Below are 16,204 nucleotides of genomic sequence, written 5' to 3' on the forward strand. Positions count from 1 at the left end.
CTCCTAGATAGCGATCCAGTTGGATCCGTCGGATCGCAGGGTGACGGTCTCCCACTGCGCGGACAGGATACGAGTGGCAGCGCCGTTGATGGTCTCTGCACCGGACGGGTCGATCGTGACGGTGTTGCCTGACGAGTCCGACTTGATGACCGTGTAGGTCACTGGGTTCGGCGCCGCCGACGGCAGGTTGACCGTGATACCGCCCAAGGCCGCATCGGCCTTAATGACCCGGTCGATAGGCCGGGCCGTGGTCGTCGCGGTGACAGTCCGGACGGGGCTGATGGCCTGCGCGTTGACCGACTCGATCCCGGTGGGGTTGTCGTGCGTCAGCCCGGACTCGGTGAAGAGGCCCGTCCAGCGGATGACGCCACGTGCCGCGGCCATGTGCGCCGCCTGGCCGGCGATGTTCGGCGTGGACGACTCGGTGCTGAGCTGGTCGATGTCGATGAACGGGCCGATCCCCGAGGAGCCCGCACCGAGGATGTACACCTCGTTCACACACGCCTCAATGCTGGCCGAGATGATTTTCATGGCGTGGACGCTGCCGACGGAACCGGCATAGGTGCCGACGATCACGACTCCAGCCCAGCAGTACAGAGCCATATAGCGCGGCACCAGGGCGTGTTCCGTCGTGAACATCGCGTAGGTGTACCCGCCGCCGATGCTGACGTTCCCGGCGACGACGTGGTCGTTGTTGCCAGGCGCCGGCAACAGCAGGCCGATGCTGAGTCCGGTGCCGAACACGCCTGGGCTGCTGTAGTCGGTGGAGGGGCTGGCGACAGTTCCGGCGGTGCTCGCCCCGAAATCGTCGATGTGGCAGTTCGCGCAGCCCCACAGGTTCGCGGCCCCGTAGGTCAGGCCGAACGAGCTATGGGTGGTGAGGATCGCCAGGTTCTTGATGACGGGCATGATGTTGCTGAAGTTCGCGGCCACGCCGTAGCCGTGACCTTCGGTGGGACCGCTGATGACGCCCGGGTTGCCGTTCGCGTTGATGCTGGTGATCTGCGCGCTCGTGGATGCGTACACGCCCAGCGAGATCAGGCACGACCCCGCGTACTGGGGGACGGTCTGCTGCCAGTGCCGCACCGCCGCGGTGCCGTCACCCTGCCCGCGGAACTCCAGGATGCGCTTGTTTGCGGTGGTCGGGTACACGCCGAAAACGATCTGCCCGTTGCCGCTCTTGGTGTTGTTCAGGGCTCCGGCGACGATGTACGGGCGCGGCGGGAAGTACACCTGTGCGTAGGTGTTCCCGCCAGCCAGGTACGCCTCTGCTGCATCGGTCGCGGCCTGGATCGCGGGGGTGTCGTCGGTGCCCCAGATGACCACCGCGCCCGACACGGCCCCCCCGGACCCGTTCGCTGCGCTGAGAGTGACCTGCGTTGCGCTCTGCCGGGACGCAATCGTAGTGACCAGGGTCGTGACGCCGTTCGGGCCAGCACCCTTCACAGAGATCGACTTTCCGACGTCCGCTGTGGTGAAGGACGCGGTCGCGCTGGTCAACACCGCCGAGCCGCTGGACATCGCCCCGTCCGCCACGACTTGCGCATCGCCCTGCGCGCCGTAGGCAGAGTCGGTGACGTCGAATACCCACGGGCTGGAGCTGCGGCCGGACCATGTGCCGGGTGTCCCGCCCGCGGTGCACAGCCACAGGGCGCCTGCCGCATCCTGGACGGTGTCTCCGGTCGTCCACGTGCCGGATGTCGGCGCCCCGGTGCTGCTGCGGCGGCCGCAGAACCTGAGGTTGAGCAGGCCGTTCTTCGCCCCCAGCGCCGCGACACCGGTTCCGGCGTCGATGTCGTGCACGCCATCGAAGGGGCTGGTGCCGATCTGAACACGGCCGATCAGATGGGGGCCGGCTGGTTCGAGGCGCATCACGTTCGACTGAGTGCCAGTGAAGTCCGCACCGGACCAGGTCGACAGGAAGACGTCAAGACCGCCGATCTCGAAGTCCAACCCACCGCCCGTCACCCTCAACCTGTACGCGCCCGTCCCATCCGCACGTTTCACCGTCAGGTTGTGGCCGTCAACGACGAGGTCACCGGTCAGCGTGCCACCGGACAGCGGCAGCAGTGCGGCCAGCGCCGACAGCAGGCCCGTGATCTGCGACTGCGACAAAGTGAGCGGGTCGCTGCCCGCCGCCGCGTGCGAAGCCGCGTGAGCCGTTGGGGTACGCGCATCCGAGAGACGGACGTCGTTACCCGCAGCGTAGGTCCCCGCGGTTGTGCCTGTCGGCGGCAGGCCCGGGGTGCCGTGCGTGTGGTCACCGCGCGAGTAGGTGACGCTCGATCCTGCCGAGGAGGACAGCCCTGCCGAAGTCTCCGCCGTCACCGTACTCGACGGGGACGCCCCGCCCCCAGGCTGCCATGTCACCGTCCCGTCCGACGCCTCCACCGGCGACAGTGACGGCAGGTCAACCGACGGCACCGCGGCTGGCAGGAGAATGCTGTACGCGCGGCCGGGCGCGTTCGTGAACTGCTCGTCGACTCGGTATGTCCAGCCGGTCGGGGAGAATCCTTCGGCGTCGGTGGCGAGGAGTGTCTCCGTGAACTCGCCGGAGGCGCCGAGGGTCACGTTGACCGGGCCGAGCGCGATTACCCCGTGCTCGGCGGACACCACCCGGGACACCGACGGAGTCAGCCGCAGCGTCCCCTGATACGGCTCGCCGTCCAGGGTGCGGTAGCCGTTTGCGCCAGAGGTGAGGGTGACGGTCTGCACGCCAGCAGGGAACGGCATCGGAGTCTCCTATAGGTATTGCCTGCGCTGCGGGTCCAGCGCCAAGGGCTGCGGGCTGTTGCCGTTACCGTTTCCGGGGTCGCTAGGCTGCGGCGCGCCGTCCTGCCGGCACACCTTGGCGTAGGGGTCGTAGTCGGGGGTCTGGAGGCTGTAGCCGTCGGGGCAGGTCTGCCCATCTCGGCCGTCGGTACCGTCTTTGCCGTCTTGGCCCGCCGGCCCGGGAACACCCTGCTCGCCCTGCGGTCCGGCCGCCCCCGGCGGACCTGACGGGCCCACCGCGCCTGGCGCGCCGCTCGCCCCCGGGCTGCCGTCCACGCCGTTCTTCCCGGGCGCTCCCGACGGCCCCGGGCTGCCAGCCGGGCCAGCCGGGCCCGGTATCGGGACCGGGACCTCTGTTCGATCAGGCAGGTTGCTCACGGCCTTCGTCGGATCCGGTGCTACCGGCGTCCCACCCTTCGCTTTCACCTGCGCCCGAAGTGCCCGCACGTCCCCGGCCAGCGTGCTGACCGCATCCCCGCGCCGGTTCGCTTCGGCGACCGCGGCCTTGTAGTTCCGGTCCGAGGAGTCGATGCGATGCCACAGGGCCCATGAGATTCCGAACAGGGCGACGATCGCGCACGCCGTGGCGATGCCGCGCCAATGCAACACGATCGTGCGCTCGGTTCGGGTCACTGGTCTGGGTCTCCTCCGAGATTGATCACCTTGATACGCAGACGGGCCATCGTCTCCAGGTCACGCATCCGCTGCTCCTGAAGGGTGTTGATCCGCGCGTCGCGTTGGGCGAGCTGGTCGCGCAGCGTCGCGTTGTCCTCTTGTACTTGGTCGGTCACCGAGTTGAAGCGGGTGTTGCTGTTCTCCCCGCGCTTCCCGACGTACACCACCCCCGACCCGACGAGGCCCGCGATAGCCGCCAGGACCGCGCCGAGGGTGGTGCCGTCCAATCAGGCCTCCCTACGCGGCCTTGGCGAAACTGTCCTGCACCTTGGTGCTTACGCCGACCGGCTTCCAGAAGCCGAAGTGGGAGAGGACGCCGGTTGCGAACGAGACCAGGGCCAGCACCGCGGCCGTGCCCACGCTGTACCCGGCGTCGTGCGGGCCCGCGAGCTCGACGAGGAACCCGTTCGCCGTGGACAGGGCGAGCAGCAGTACCGCCTTCACGCCGGCATGCGTGACTCTGGTAGTCACCAGACCGACGAGGACGGGCAGGACAACGCTGATGACGAGGCCGAGCCAGTACGCCTTGTCGAGGTTGACGTTCATGGTTCTTCTCCTGAGGGTGTTAGGCGACGACCACGAAGCCATGCTTCGCGCCGAGCTTCGTGAGCGATGTCTTGCCGGGGATGCCGTCCGCGGCACTGCCGGAGTAGCCGAGACGCCTCTGCCAGCGGGCGTAAGCGTTCTTCGTCAACGACCCGAACGAGCCGTCCACATAAGCGGCGGCGAGCAGACCCTCCGCCTTCAGTGCCTTCTCCACCAACAGCACCTCGGCCTTGTAGGTGGTGTGGCCCTGCGAGGCCGGCGGATCCTTCCGGGCCGCAGCCACAATGTGCGCCAGTGACACCTTCGGCGCGGACGGCTTCGACGGGACGGGCGCGGACTTAAACAGGTCCGGCATCGGGCCAGGATCCACATGTGAATTGCCGGGGATCTGGTTGTGTCCGTAGTGCCCGCCGAGCTTCAGCCAACTGTCGAGGGACACCGTGTCCCGGGCGAAGGCGGTCGGTGCGCCGCCTGGCCAGACTTCGGGGATGCCGAGGCTGCGCAGCCATGGCACGATCTTGTCGAGGTTCTTGCACGGGGTGTCTCGGACCGTGGCGTACTTTTTGCCGCCGACGGTCTCGTCCGCGGTGAACACGACCTCGATCTGCACGCAGTACTTGCCGGTCCGGTTCGTCTTGACGTCGCCCGCGTTCTGCAGCGACAGGGAGCGGGAGTCCGCGGGGAAGAACTGCGCCACCTCGCCGGTGAACGGGTCCCACAGCAGGTGCGGGGCCACGGACGCGCCGCCGCCGGTGAACCAGCCGAGTTCGCGGGTGAACGTCCAGTCGTTGGCGTTGCTGGTGATGTGCCAGACGGCGCGCGCCGGGCCGCCGTTCATCACGCCGGTGTTGCCGAGTGCGTGCTGGACCGCGCCCGGCATCCACAGGTCGACCATGGTCAGGCTCCCGTCACGTGGTTGTCGTGCGCCCACTCGTTCATCAGCCGCGTCGCCTGAACCAGTCGAGGATCCAGGCCAGGAGCCGGAGAAGGAGTGGGCGCGGGAGGAGGGGACGGCACCTGTGCCCAGACGGGGACGGTGACGTCGCCCTGCTGGGAGAGGAGCCACTGCATGTCACGCTCTTCCAGCCATGCCGAGCCATGGACACCCCATGATTCGCCCCATGAGTTGTCGAGGCGGAACGTCTGCTGGCTCGCGTCGTAGGCGCTGAGTACGTACTCGTGGCCGCCAGCGATGGCGGACTTCCGGTCGACCTCTACAAGGCCGTCGGTGTCGACGTCGAACATCGACTCCAGCCAGACGGTGCCGACCATGACCGGGCCGTTCTGGAGTGCGGACTTGAGGGCGGCGAGGCTGAATACGTGGGTGTAGCCGGTTGCGAGGCCGAGCTTCTTCAGGGCCTTGGCGGCGCCGAGCCCGGAGCTGCCGGTGTCGTCGGGCGGGTAGCTGCCGTGGATGTCGTCGAGTTGGGTGGCGAGCGTGTAGATGCGGACGGCGAGGTCTTCGTCGACGGGTAGCACGTGGCCGTCGATGGTGACGGAGGTGAGCCCTGATCGTCCGTTGAAGTCGGTGCAGATGAGGCCCGTAGCGGCGTTACCCGTGCACGAGCCAAGCGACTGCTGGTCGAAGATCGGTGCCCGTCGTGTCCAGTCGACGGACTTGATGGCGGACTTCGGTAGGACGCCGTGGGCGTAGTTGAGGCTGCGGGGGTCGTGTTCGACATGGCGGCCGAGTCTGGGTCGTGCGGGCATGCGGGTTCCTCCCACAGCTAGGTTCCTTTGAATCGTAGCTTGGGATACCACTTCAGCCTATGAATCGCAGGCTATAGTTCGTTCATCCCTGGCTCAGGGGATGGCGGTGGGTCCGTGTCCGTGCGGGTCGCGGACTCACCGCACCAGACACCCGCACCCACCCGCACAACCCGCACAGGAGCTGCCCCATGGCCAAGTCCAACCCCGCAGGCTCTCCGCTCCGTGAGCGGATCGAAGCCGCCATCCGGGACTTCCCGTTCGGCAACTACGGGCTCAACGACGTCGACATAGCGCTGCACGACTACCCGGATGACCAGGAGTGGGTGCCCGCTCTGGGCAGCGCGGTGCTGGCTGCCATCGAGCAAGGCGGCGGGGGTGAGTCGTGAGCTACCTGTGCGCCGCTCTCGCGTTCCTGTTCGCGTTCGTCGTCCTCGTCCAGCCCACCGAACTCCGCATCGAGCCCGCGCCCGCCGCATGGAGCAGCCGATGAACACCGCCATCGCCATCACGCTCATCATCGCCGTCGCAGCCCTCGCCAGCAGCGGCATCCAAGCGCTCCGCGACATCGCCAAAGCCAAACACCAGACCGCCAAGCACTGCACCACCTGCACCTGCAACAAGGAGACAAAGGCATGAAGGTACTCGTCACAGGGGGCTCGGGCTTCATTGCCTCATGGATCCGCCGCGAACTCACCTACCGCGGCCACAGCGTTCTCGTCATGGACCACCAAGACCGCCGCCACCACCTCGCCCCCGGCGAAGAGTTCTTCCTCGGCGACGTCCGCGACGCCACCGCCGTCACCGAAGCCGCCGCCCACGTCGACGGGATCATCCACCTCGCCGCTGTCCTCGGCACGCAGGAAACCATCAGCAACCCGAGGCCGTCCGCCGAGACGAATATCCTCGGCTCGCTCAACGTGTTCGAGGCCGGCGCCCAGTACAACCTGCCCACCGTGTACGCCGGCGTCGGCAACCACGCCTTCCGACTCATCGGCACAGGCTGCTACACGATCACCAAGAGCGCGGCCGAAGACCTGACGAGGATGTACAACCTCTACCGCGACGGCGGCCGCATCACCACCGTCCGGCCCGTCAACGCCTACGGGCCCGGCCAATCAGTCGCAGCCCCCTACGGTACGAGCCGAGTCAGGAAGATCGCGCCAGCGTTCATCTGCCGTGCGCTCACCGGCGCGGACATTGAGGTGTACGGCGACGGCACCCAGATCAGCGACTGCGTCTACGTCGAGGACGTCGCCCGCGTTTTCGTCGAGGCCCTTGAGCACAACGCTTCGACCGGTGGGCCCACGAAGAAGCCGGTCGAGGTCGGCCCGCTGACCTCGGTCACCGTCAACGACATCGCGCGTCTGGTCGCCGAGTACGCGGCCGAGGTCACCGCGCGGGAGCCGGTTGGTATCAAGCATCTGCCGATGCGGCCGGGTGAGGTCCCCAATGCGGTCGTCTCCTCCGACACCAGCACGCTCGCGCAGATCGGGATGACCGCGGCGGACTTCGTGCCGTTGGAGGAGGGCGTGCGGCGGACGGTCGATTACTACGCCACTCAGTGGCTGCCCGGCTACTTGGCCGCCTGAGACCAGAGGAGGTGGCCGTGTCCCGGTATCGGAAGAAGCCCGTTGAGATCGAAGCCGTGCAGCTTCGCTGGACGCAGTGGAACGAGGTCTGTGAACTCCTCGGCGACGCCCTCCGAGCGGAGAACCCCGGCGGCGCGTGGGAGATCCCAGCCGAGGAAGCCGCCGACACTTGCGGCGAGCCAGGCCCGAACTACATCGCGCTCACTGTCCGCACCATCGGCGGCCACAAGATCACCGTCCGGCATGGCGACTGGCTCATCCCGGAGAAGCGGCCCGGACGGTTCTGCGTGGTGGAGCCTCGCCTGTTCGCCGCCACCTACGAGGCGGTGGCCGGCTGATGGCCCGCCTGCAGATCCTGCAACTCCCCGAAGGCGCCGACGACGAACGGCCGCCGTTCATCCTCGTCATCGATCAGGCCGCCGAGGACACAGCGGAGAGCCTGCCATCCGTGGACGCCTCGACGGCCGAACTCGTCGGCGCGCGCGCGGTGCTGGTCTTCCGGGAGTCTGTCGAGATCCCCGCGAACGATCCGCTGCCCGTGGTCGAGGATCCGGAGCGGGCGGGAACCACCGAGATTGTCTACGCGCACGAGCGGACTCGCCTCGACCTCTGCGACGCGCTGCTGCTCTCCCGGGACACGACGTGGCGCAAGCTCGTCGAGCAGGTCGCCGTGCTGCGACGGAACAACGAAGACCGCCACCAGCACAAGGACGCCCTCACCGCCGCCCTCGGCATGGACCGGCTCCGCGACTGGGACGACATCCGCAACGCTGCCACCGGGCTCAAGCGGAAAGCCGAAGCGACCGAGAAGCGGTGCGAGGAACTCCGCGCCGAATCCCTGCGGCGCGGCAAGGTCAAGGCTGAGTACGCCGAGCGCATCCGCCAGCTGGAGAACGACCTCGAAGACGCCCGCCAGTGGGCCCGCCACGGCTACGAGATCGGACAACGGCACTGCGGCTGGACCGACCACGGCGTAGCCCCCAAGTGGCTCACCGTTGACTGGCCGCCCAACTTCGGCGTCTGCGATCACCTGAAGCGCGCTGTGGAGTACGACGAGGCACTCACCCGCGTCCGCAACCTGCCCGAGGAACCCGAGTTCATGGACGCCCTGCACTCCGACTCCGCTGGCTACCGGCACGGCTACCGAGTCGCCATCGGAGACGCCAAGCGCGCCACCCGGGACCGGTCTGCGGAAGACGGGGTCTGACATGCGCGTCCACTGGTGGTCCGCAGACATGGCAGGGTCGGCTTTCTACCGGGCCGTGCTCCCCGCCATGGGCCTGTCCTGGCTGGGCCACACGGCCACCCACCACATCCGCCTCCCCCAGAACTGGCAGTCCTACGACACGATCGTCGGCTGCCGGGTCGCCCAGACCGGGCCGACGAAGATGTGGCAGAAGCTGAAGCAGGAGGGGAAGCGGCTCGTTCTCGACCTCGACGACGACTACTTCCACATCGACCCATCGAACGCGAACGCTGTCCGTGTCTGGGACCGGGCCATGCTCGGCCGGCTCGCGGACAACCTGGCCCTGTCCGACCTCGTCACCTGTTGCTCCGAGCCCCTCGCCGCTGTCCTCCGGGACTACGCGGCCGACGTCCGTGTGATCCCGAACGGGCTCCCTGCCCAGTACCTCGGCAAGCCGCGGGACTACCGGGCGGAGGGCCGGCCGTTGTACGTCGGCTGGGCGGGTACCTCGTCGACGGTAGCGGAGTTGCCGGAGGCGGTGCGTGCGTTGAACCGGATCTCCCGGTACCCGCGGCCGGGTGGGGTGATGGTGCGGTTGGTGGGGGTCAGCGCGGAGCAGGCGATGGCGCTTGGGCTCAGCGGCCGTCAGGTCGGTGCGTTGGGTTGGGTGGAGCGGATCGAGCACTACCTGCATGCGGTGTCGGAGTTCGATCTGTGGGTGGCGCCGTACCGGTCGACGCCGTTCAACGACGCGAAGTTCCCGACGAAGTGGCTGGAGGCCAGCGTCCTCGGGATCCCGCTGATCGCCTCTGACATCGAGCCGTATCGGCGGGTGATCCGGCATGGGGAGAACGGGTTCCTCGTCCGCTACGAGCACGAGTGGGGACGCTATCTGAAGCGGCTCGTCGACGATTCGGAGCTCCGGCAGCGGGTCGGGATGGCGGCGCGCGGTGAGGCGTCGGGCAGCATCATGCAGGCGCTGCACCACCAGTGGGAGGCGGCCGTGCGTGTGCCCGCGGAGGTGGCGGCGTGATCAACCCGGGCCCGCTCTCCACCAGGACGCTGAGCCTCATTGCCGTTGCTGGCTGCGCATGGGCTGTGGCGGACGCGGCGGCGCTGTATCTGATGTTCGGCGACAGGACGGCCGTCAACGGGGCTGTCAGCTCTGGCGCTCTCGCCGTGGTTCTGACGGCCGTGACCGCTGGCTCCATCAGGGACGATCTGAAGGGGCGGAGGCCGTGAAGGGCCCGGATCACTACCGCGAGGGTGAACGCCTCCTCGACCTCTGCGCCGGAATGATCGAAGGCACCGACGCCCGCGGGCACACAGCCGCCGAAGCACAAGCCCACTTCTTGGCCGCGCTCGTTGCCCTGGCTGCCGAAGACAAATTCCCCGACCGCGTCTCCTGGCAGAAGGCAGTCGACTGGTGAGAATCGGCATCGCACTACCCGCCCGCAACGCCCTCCCCTACATCGAAACCTGCCTCACCAGCATCAATGCCCAAACCTGGCCCTGCGCCGCCTACATCGTCGACGACGCGTCCAACGACGGCACCACCGGATTCCTCACCCACCGGCCCACCTGGTGGCGCCGCCACACCACCCACACCCAGCAACACGGCTGGCCCTGGTCCCTCAACGAAGCCGCCGCCGCAGCAATCGACGACGGATGCGACGCCATCATGGTCATGAACGCCGACGACTGGCTCACCGGCGACGCCATCGAACGCCTCGTCCGCACCCTCCAAAACGCCGACGCTGCCGTACCCCACTGCCAGCAAGTCGGCGGCGACAACGTCATCCAGGCCTCCGCCGCGCACGTCACACTCGGCGACTTCACCCAGCACACCCCGATCGTCGCCCACGCCCTCATCCGCGCCGAAGCCTGGCTAGCCCTCGGCGGCTACCACCACGACGTCAACCTCCCCGGTCTCGACGCGGGCTACAACGAATGGGACTTCTGGATCCGCTTCCACAAAGCCGGACTCCTGCACGCGGTAACACCCATGCCGCTCGTCTACTACCGCATGCACGACGCGCAACTCCACCGGGCCACCACAGCCCGGCATGCGGAGGCGGTCGCCCTGATCCGCGCCAAACACCCCGACGTGTGGGCGCTCGCAGAGAGGAATGCACAATGATCGATGGTTGCAGGGTCGTAGCCTGGACACCCTACGGGCGCCGCCGGACTTACAGCATCCTCGTCAAGCACCTGCAGCGGGACGTCGAACGCGGCCTCATCGACGAGGTGTGGGCATTCATGAACACCGACCCCGTCGGGCAGGAAGACGACATCGCCTACGCGCACGAGCTCGCCGAGCAGTTCCCGTGGTTCCAGCTCAAGTACCGCCCGGATGGTGTCGACCTCGGTCACCTGCCCAAGCAGCGCTACACCGGGCTGGCGTACCGTGAGATGACCGACCCTGGCACCCTCTACCTGCGGTTCGATGACGACGTGGTGTACATCCACGAAGCCGCCGTGGAGAACCTCGTCCGGGCCCGCCTCCAGATGCCGGCCCCGACCGCGGTGTTCCCGGTCATTGTCAACAACGCGATCTGTTCCCACTTCCTGCAGGCTTGCGGGAAGGTGCCGATGGAGTGGGGTGCCGTCCAGCCGTACTGCATGGACCCGGTCGGCTGGGCGAACGGCCCGTTTGCGGTGCGCCTGCACGAGCTGCTCCTCGATCACATCGAGCGCGGCCGGGTCGAGGATCTGTACCTGTACCAGGACTTCCCGATCCAGCCTGGCACCCAGTTTTCGGTGTCGTGCTTCGCGAGCCTCGGCAGTATGTACGCCGGCCTCGAACAGCCCGGTGTTCTCGTCCCCGATGAGGAGGAGTCGTGGCACACGATCCACCGGCCGCTGGCCACCGGGGCCCCGAACATTCTCCGCGGTGACGCGATTGTCAGCCACTTCAGCTTCTTTCCGCAGCACCCGTTCCTCAACAACACGGACCTCCTGGACCGGTACCGGGAGATCGCAGACAAGGCGGTGGCCTGATGGCCCAGCAGATCAGCCCCGACGTGGCGCTGCCGCACTTCCGGCAGCGGTGCAGCGAGCTCAACGACGAGAACATCCTGCTGCGCGCGCGCAGTGCCGAGTTGGAGCAGCAGGCCGCCGAAGCGGAGCGGCGGGTCTCAGACCTGGAACAGCAGCTGGCCGAGGCGCACGCCGAGAACGAGCGGCTGCGCACCGCCCCTCAGATGGCGCCGCAGTCGCTGTCCTGCGTCGAGCCCGACGTGCTGCCTTAGCTGTCTTCAATGCCGCTCCGGGTCACAGGGAGTACATGATGTTGTTCATGCTGACCCAGGGGGGTGTCACCCCGCTCATGTTGATCAGGGTGACGGAGCCGTCGGTGTTGAAGTCGAACTTGATCGACAGGGATGACGATGAGGCCGCTGAACAGGCCACGGTCGTGGAACGGCGGGATGCTGGCCGTGCGTTGGCGGGCAGGTTCGCCGTGAACGGCATGCCGCTGTTGTTGGGGTTGCCGGTGGTGTAGGGCACGTTGAGGCCGCCGCGCCACTGTACGAACTGGGTTCCCAGCAGGTTGATCACTCGGTATTGGGGTGTGCCGTTGCCGTTGCCGTCTGCGGTGTAGCCGGTGAACAGGGTGGGTGAGGTCCAGTCGACGACGACGGAGAAGTTGCCGGCGGCGATGTTGCCGGTGATGTTGGCGCTGGCGCTGACGGACAGGTTGCTGGTGATGGTGGCGGTGCCGGAGACGGTGAGGTTGAGGTCGACGGTGAGGTTGTCGGCGGTGCGGAGGGTGTTGGCTGCGCTGCGGTAGAGGTTGGTGTCGAGGGCTCCGGAGGCGCCGGGTCCCCAGTTGAGGGTGCCGTCGGTTTCGACTTCGAACCGGTCGACGGTGTCGCCGGTGACGCGGGCGGAGATGAGGTCGGTGCCGGCCGCGGCATTGACGACGGCGATGGTGGCGCCGGACCCGGACGAGTTGACGTTGATCTGCTTGCCGGATGCGAGGCGCAGCGTGCTGTTGTACTGGGCGCTGCCGTTGGGGATCTCCACCCAGGATGCGGACGCCGGGCTGGTGCCGTTGGAGAAGTACGTCCGGTACGACGTGTCGGTCTCGAAGATCGGCTTGCCGGAGTACGGGGATGACGGTCGCGTCGACGACGTGCACGACGCGAACCCCACCGCAGCGTCGATCTTGTCGAGGTTCTGGCCGATGTCCTGGGTGTAGTTGACGAGCTCCGACCCGTCCGACTTGGACTTATAGAGCGCGAGCCGAGTAGTAGACGGATCAGGCACGAGGCACCTCCAGTGCGGTCGGGACAGGCACGGGGAGGCCCCCGTACAGCAGTTGCCAGCGGTGGACGTCCACCAGCTCGGCTTTCAGCCGCCGCCCGGCCGGGGTGATGCCGTGCTGGCTACGGATCACATCGAGCGGGTCCTTGCCCTTACCGGGTGGCCGCACGTGCGCCCAGGTCGCTTTGGTGTCGGCGATCCGCAGCCGGTGCGCCGCCAACGCGTCCGCGGTGGAAGCGGCGTTGAACAGGGCGATCGGCTCGGCGGTCGGGAGTGTCGAGGTGACCAGTCCGGCGCGGAGCGCGGCGTCGTCCCGGTCCGGCTCGTTCGGCAGGTGCGGCTCGTGCAGGACCATGTCGAGGATCTCGTCGACGTCGGTCAGCCCGTACTCGGCGGCCCGCCACTCCAGCGCGTCCTTGGGGAAGACGTGTCCGGAGCCGTTGCCGTCCTGGTCGACGTGGTGGACGACCCAGCGGGGCGCGCCCCGGTTGAGGCGTTCGGCGACGAAGTCGACGGTGAGGATACGCAGCGGATCAGACACGGTAGCTCCAGGCGCTGATGGACGGGGTACCAGATGACGTGCCGACGGTGACGGTGAACCCCGTGGTGGAGGATGCGGTGACCTGCCACGTGCGCAGTGTGGGATGCCGCAGGGTCGCCATCGGGACCATGGTGGAGGCCATCGTTGCCCCGTAGCTCAGCGCCAGCGAGGTGTCTCCGCTGGCGGCGAACGGCTCGTCTGCGGTCCACAGCCCGTCGGTGTTGACGGCCGAGACGAAGTCGTACCAGCGGCCGGTGTGGAAGGTGCGGCCGTCGAAGTTCCACGTCCAGTAGTTCTCGTTGCTGCCAGAGCCGAACCGGCCTGCCTGCGCGTAGCTGCTGGTGCAGAGGAACTGGGTGACCTGGCTGCCGGACGACTTCCCGCTGATGTTGACCTGGGTGGAGTCCGCATAGAGCGTTCCGCCGTCTGTGCTGGCGCGGTTGTATCCGGCATATAGGGCGCCCGGGGCGGCCCACACATATCCCCCGCGGCGGCTCTGGTCGTCGGCGCGGACTACCTCGAACTGTGCGAGGCCGCTGGTGCTCAGGTAGGCGCGGGAGATGACCTGGACGCCGCCGTCGTCGTAGGCGGACGAGTTCATGCCGAGGCTGACGTCGCTGCCAGCGCTGGCTGCGTTGATGTAGCCGAAGTCGGTGCCGGTGTTGGCGTACCAGCGGATCTCCGGCAGCAGTGTTGAGGTGGGATTGATCTCGATGCGCTTGCCGGATGTGCCGGATTTAAGCTGTCCGATGATGGACACACTGCCGTCGGCAGCAGCGATGTTCACCGTCTGAGCGCCGCCCGAGTCGTAGGCGAGGACGCCGGCGCTGGACAGTTCAACGCGGGCCCCGGTGTCGGCGGTTTTGATGCGGGCACCGACGATCCAGTCCGCGGAGATCGTTCCGGCGGTCACCTTCGTGACGGTCAGGTCGGAGATGTGGGCGTCGTCGATGAGAAGCGCCGTCGCGGTGGCCGCATCCGAGGGCCCGGACTTGTTGCCTGCCTTGTCGACCGCGATCACCCGCACGTAGCGGGCGGACGTCTCCTCGACCTGCACCGTGTACACCACGGGGATCTGCGCCTGGATCATGCCCGCGTTCGCTGGCGCTTTGCCGAGGAGGGTGCTGGTGGACGGCGTGAACGTCGGCTCGTAGCTGACGTGGACTTCGAGGTGGTCGATGTCGCTTTCGAGGTTGTACGTGCCGCCGCTGGACTTGCCGAGCGTGTGCGTGATCTGCACAGCGATCCGGGAGCCGGCCACCGACGGAGCGGCCGGCGTGCTGGGCGGGATGTTGTCCGACGTCGCCACGAACGTGGTCGTCGCCGACCATGCCCCGGTGTTGCCGGTGGTGTCGACGCCGCGGATCTGTACGTCGTAGCCGATGCCTGGGGAGAGGTCGAGGAGTTCGGCCTGGGTGTGGTCCCAGGCGACGGTCATGTACTGCCATTGCGTGGACGGTGCGGCGAAGGGCTGCGCCCAGATCTGCATGTCCTGCCAGCGGATCTGGGAGACGGCCGCCCATGTCGCCGGGTAGATCATGTCGGTGTCGATGGCCCAGCGGACGTCGTAGTGGTCGCCGTCGAGGATGGTGGAGCCGTCGACGTTGAGGGGTGCGTTCCAGTGGAGGATGGTGCGGGCGCGGGTGAAGCCGCGGTCGTCGAGGTAGGCGGCGCCGGTGAACGGGGTGATGAACACCGGTACGGCCGGTGTGCTGGTGTCGCTGTTGGGGCGTGAGCCGACCGGTTCCGTTGAGGAGTTGGTGAGCTGCCGGGAGAAGTCCCCGACGGTCACGGTGTTGGTGGCGTCCGTTTCCCATTCGACGTATTGCGTGAGGTCTGTCCACGTTCCGTTCGCGGATCGGTAGGCGACCGTGTACCCGTTCGTGATCGCCCACTGGGTCTCGGTGACTTGTAGTTTGATCGGGTTGATCCGTGTGCCCCGGAATGTGATTTCCGTGGTGGTGTCCACCAGGCCGGAGTCCGGGTCGTACACCCACACCCGGTCGCCGACGACGAATGAGCCGTGGACGTCGTAGTCGGCCGTGGACAGGCTGAGCGCGTTGCGGGCCGACGTGAACTGTGACAGCGCCAGTTGGGCGCGGACGGCGGCGTTGGCGGTCGCCGTGTCCGACTCCGACACCAGTCGGGTCAGTTTGAGGGCGTTGCCGTGGATGTCCTTGTACGGGGTTGCCGGGGAGATGTCCGCGGCCCCGGTGGCGATGCTGGAGCCCTCGCCCTCGGCGAGCAGGACGACGCGGGTGCTGTAGTCCTCCACGTCCCGGGTGACGTCGATCGACCCGGGCAGCGCGCGGAGGATCATGTCCTCCCCGGTCTCCTTCGTGGTGATCACGCAGGTCGGGTTCGTGACGAACAGGTTGCTGTCGGGGCCCGCGTCGAGGGTGCCGTTCCCGTTGACCCGCCACGACACCGGCACCGAGGTAGTGGACATGGTGTCGCACACGTAGGAGATCGCCTCACGCGGAGACTCGTACTGGTGGCGTCCCGTGTACTGGCCGGACACCGAGTGGATCGTTCCCGCGGTCACCGCACCGGACGCGGGGAGCAGCATGTTGATGGCGGTGGCAAAGCTGGTGGAGGCGGGTTCGACGGCGTTCTCGTAGACGTCGCCCTTGTTGTCCTCGTCGCCCAGCCAGAACGCCATCCCAACCCCGCCGACGGACAGGTCGTCCTGAGGGGCGTTGGTGCGGCCGTCGTCACCGATCGTCCGCGTCCGCAGCACGCCGACGTAGCGGGCTGTGGTGAGGAGGTTGTCGCCGTACTGGGCCGGGTCCAGACGGCCGGGGACGATCGCGACGTGCCCAAAGTAGTCGAGGGCGTCGAGGACATCGCGGGGCGTGCCCGGGGCGAGCTTGACCTCCCACGAGCCGAGGGCCTTGAGAACTTCCTGAACGGCCACCC

The 16,204-nt window shown here is 67.6% G+C and carries 20 protein-coding genes; 11 read left to right on the top strand and 9 right to left on the bottom strand.

From position 1 onward, the window contains the following. Positions 1-3 precede the first annotated feature (3 nt). Genes ACZ4EG_RS31330 through ACZ4EG_RS31355 form a run of 6 tightly spaced genes read right to left on the bottom strand, consistent with a single transcriptional unit; the run spans position 4 to position 5,703 of the window. Entirely contained in the window at positions 4-2,715 is a 2,712-nt protein-coding gene (locus ACZ4EG_RS31330) for a hypothetical protein (protein ID WP_467792945.1), read from the bottom strand. 27 nt (positions 2,716-2,742) lie between these two features. Then, complete coding sequence (locus tag ACZ4EG_RS31335; protein ID WP_467792946.1) at positions 2,743-3,405, bottom strand: collagen-like domain-containing protein; 663 nt, start codon at positions 3,403-3,405, stop codon at positions 2,743-2,745. Beyond that, a complete protein-coding gene (locus tag ACZ4EG_RS31340; RefSeq protein WP_467792947.1) occupies positions 3,402-3,674 on the bottom strand; it encodes a hypothetical protein in 273 nt (90 codons plus the stop codon). Before ACZ4EG_RS31340 ends, ACZ4EG_RS31335 begins: the two co-directional genes overlap by 4 nt. Before the next feature lie 10 nt (positions 3,675-3,684). Then, positions 3,685-3,993, bottom strand: coding sequence for a hypothetical protein (locus tag ACZ4EG_RS31345; protein WP_467792948.1), 309 nt, complete (start codon positions 3,991-3,993; stop codon positions 3,685-3,687). Positions 3,994-4,012: 19 nt separating this feature from the next. Further along, positions 4,013-4,888, bottom strand: coding sequence for an endolysin (locus tag ACZ4EG_RS31350; protein ID WP_467792949.1), 876 nt, complete (start codon positions 4,886-4,888; stop codon positions 4,013-4,015). Positions 4,889-4,890: 2 nt separating this feature from the next. After that, positions 4,891-5,703, bottom strand: coding sequence for a C1 family peptidase (locus ACZ4EG_RS31355; protein WP_467792950.1), 813 nt, complete (start codon positions 5,701-5,703; stop codon positions 4,891-4,893). Between the two features lie 188 nt (positions 5,704-5,891). On the opposite strand from ACZ4EG_RS31355, the gene ACZ4EG_RS31360 reads away from it, so the two are divergent. The 11 genes from ACZ4EG_RS31360 (at position 5,892) to ACZ4EG_RS31410 (ending at position 11,729) form a co-directional block, all read left to right on the top strand. Continuing rightward, positions 5,892-6,089, top strand: a complete 198-nt coding sequence (locus ACZ4EG_RS31360) for a hypothetical protein (protein ID WP_467792951.1) — start codon at positions 5,892-5,894, stop codon at positions 6,087-6,089. A gap of 100 nt (positions 6,090-6,189) precedes the next feature. Next, positions 6,190-6,339, top strand: coding sequence for a hypothetical protein (locus tag ACZ4EG_RS31365; protein ID WP_467792952.1), 150 nt, complete (start codon positions 6,190-6,192; stop codon positions 6,337-6,339). Beyond that, positions 6,336-7,292, top strand: coding sequence for an NAD-dependent epimerase/dehydratase family protein (locus tag ACZ4EG_RS31370; protein WP_467792953.1), 957 nt, complete (start codon positions 6,336-6,338; stop codon positions 7,290-7,292). Before ACZ4EG_RS31365 ends, ACZ4EG_RS31370 begins: the two co-directional genes overlap by 4 nt. Positions 7,293-7,309: 17 nt before the next feature. Further along, on the top strand, positions 7,310-7,630 hold the full coding sequence (locus ACZ4EG_RS31375; protein ID WP_467792954.1) for a hypothetical protein: 321 nt from the start codon (positions 7,310-7,312) through the stop codon (positions 7,628-7,630). Next, the gene (locus tag ACZ4EG_RS31380; RefSeq protein WP_467792955.1) at positions 7,630-8,499 is read left to right on the top strand and encodes a hypothetical protein; all 870 of its coding nucleotides are present in this window, start codon (positions 7,630-7,632) and stop codon (positions 8,497-8,499) included. Before ACZ4EG_RS31375 ends, ACZ4EG_RS31380 begins: the two co-directional genes overlap by 1 nt. A 28-nt stretch (positions 8,500-8,527) precedes the next feature. Further along, positions 8,528-9,511 carry a glycosyltransferase family 4 protein gene (locus ACZ4EG_RS31385; RefSeq protein WP_467792956.1) on the top strand — a complete coding sequence of 328 codons (984 nt, stop codon included), beginning with the start codon at positions 8,528-8,530 and terminating at the stop codon, positions 9,509-9,511. Next, positions 9,508-9,720 carry a hypothetical protein gene (locus ACZ4EG_RS31390; RefSeq protein WP_467792957.1) on the top strand — a complete coding sequence of 71 codons (213 nt, stop codon included), beginning with the start codon at positions 9,508-9,510 and terminating at the stop codon, positions 9,718-9,720. Before ACZ4EG_RS31385 ends, ACZ4EG_RS31390 begins: the two co-directional genes overlap by 4 nt. Then, positions 9,717-9,908, top strand: a complete 192-nt coding sequence (locus tag ACZ4EG_RS31395) for a hypothetical protein (RefSeq protein ID WP_467792958.1) — start codon at positions 9,717-9,719, stop codon at positions 9,906-9,908. The genes ACZ4EG_RS31390 and ACZ4EG_RS31395 overlap by 4 nt, the downstream gene beginning before the upstream one ends. Beyond that, positions 9,905-10,618: a glycosyltransferase family 2 protein gene (locus tag ACZ4EG_RS31400; protein ID WP_467792959.1), complete on the top strand. Its 714-nt coding sequence runs from the start codon at positions 9,905-9,907 to the stop codon at positions 10,616-10,618. Before ACZ4EG_RS31395 ends, ACZ4EG_RS31400 begins: the two co-directional genes overlap by 4 nt. Continuing rightward, the gene (locus ACZ4EG_RS31405) at positions 10,615-11,478 is read left to right on the top strand and encodes a hypothetical protein (RefSeq protein ID WP_467792960.1); all 864 of its coding nucleotides are present in this window, start codon (positions 10,615-10,617) and stop codon (positions 11,476-11,478) included. The genes ACZ4EG_RS31400 and ACZ4EG_RS31405 overlap by 4 nt, the downstream gene beginning before the upstream one ends. Next, the gene (locus tag ACZ4EG_RS31410; RefSeq protein ID WP_467792961.1) at positions 11,478-11,729 is read left to right on the top strand and encodes a hypothetical protein; all 252 of its coding nucleotides are present in this window, start codon (positions 11,478-11,480) and stop codon (positions 11,727-11,729) included. The genes ACZ4EG_RS31405 and ACZ4EG_RS31410 overlap by 1 nt, the downstream gene beginning before the upstream one ends. A 22-nt stretch (positions 11,730-11,751) precedes the next feature. Here ACZ4EG_RS31410 and ACZ4EG_RS31415 read toward each other — a convergent pair whose 3' ends face one another. The 3 genes from ACZ4EG_RS31415 to ACZ4EG_RS31425 are packed head-to-tail and all read right to left on the bottom strand — an operon-like array spanning position 11,752 to position 16,202. Next, a complete protein-coding gene (locus tag ACZ4EG_RS31415) occupies positions 11,752-12,747 on the bottom strand; it encodes a hypothetical protein (protein WP_467792962.1) in 996 nt (331 codons plus the stop codon). Beyond that, the gene (locus ACZ4EG_RS31420) at positions 12,740-13,285 is read right to left on the bottom strand and encodes a hypothetical protein (RefSeq protein ID WP_467792963.1); all 546 of its coding nucleotides are present in this window, start codon (positions 13,283-13,285) and stop codon (positions 12,740-12,742) included. The genes ACZ4EG_RS31415 and ACZ4EG_RS31420 overlap by 8 nt, the downstream gene beginning before the upstream one ends. Continuing rightward, the gene (locus ACZ4EG_RS31425) at positions 13,278-16,202 is read right to left on the bottom strand and encodes a phage tail protein (RefSeq protein WP_467792964.1); all 2,925 of its coding nucleotides are present in this window, start codon (positions 16,200-16,202) and stop codon (positions 13,278-13,280) included. Before ACZ4EG_RS31425 ends, ACZ4EG_RS31420 begins: the two co-directional genes overlap by 8 nt. Between the last annotated feature and the right edge of the window lie 2 nt (positions 16,203-16,204).

The sequence above is a fragment of the Streptomyces sp. NPDC025638 genome (assembly GCF_055558775.1).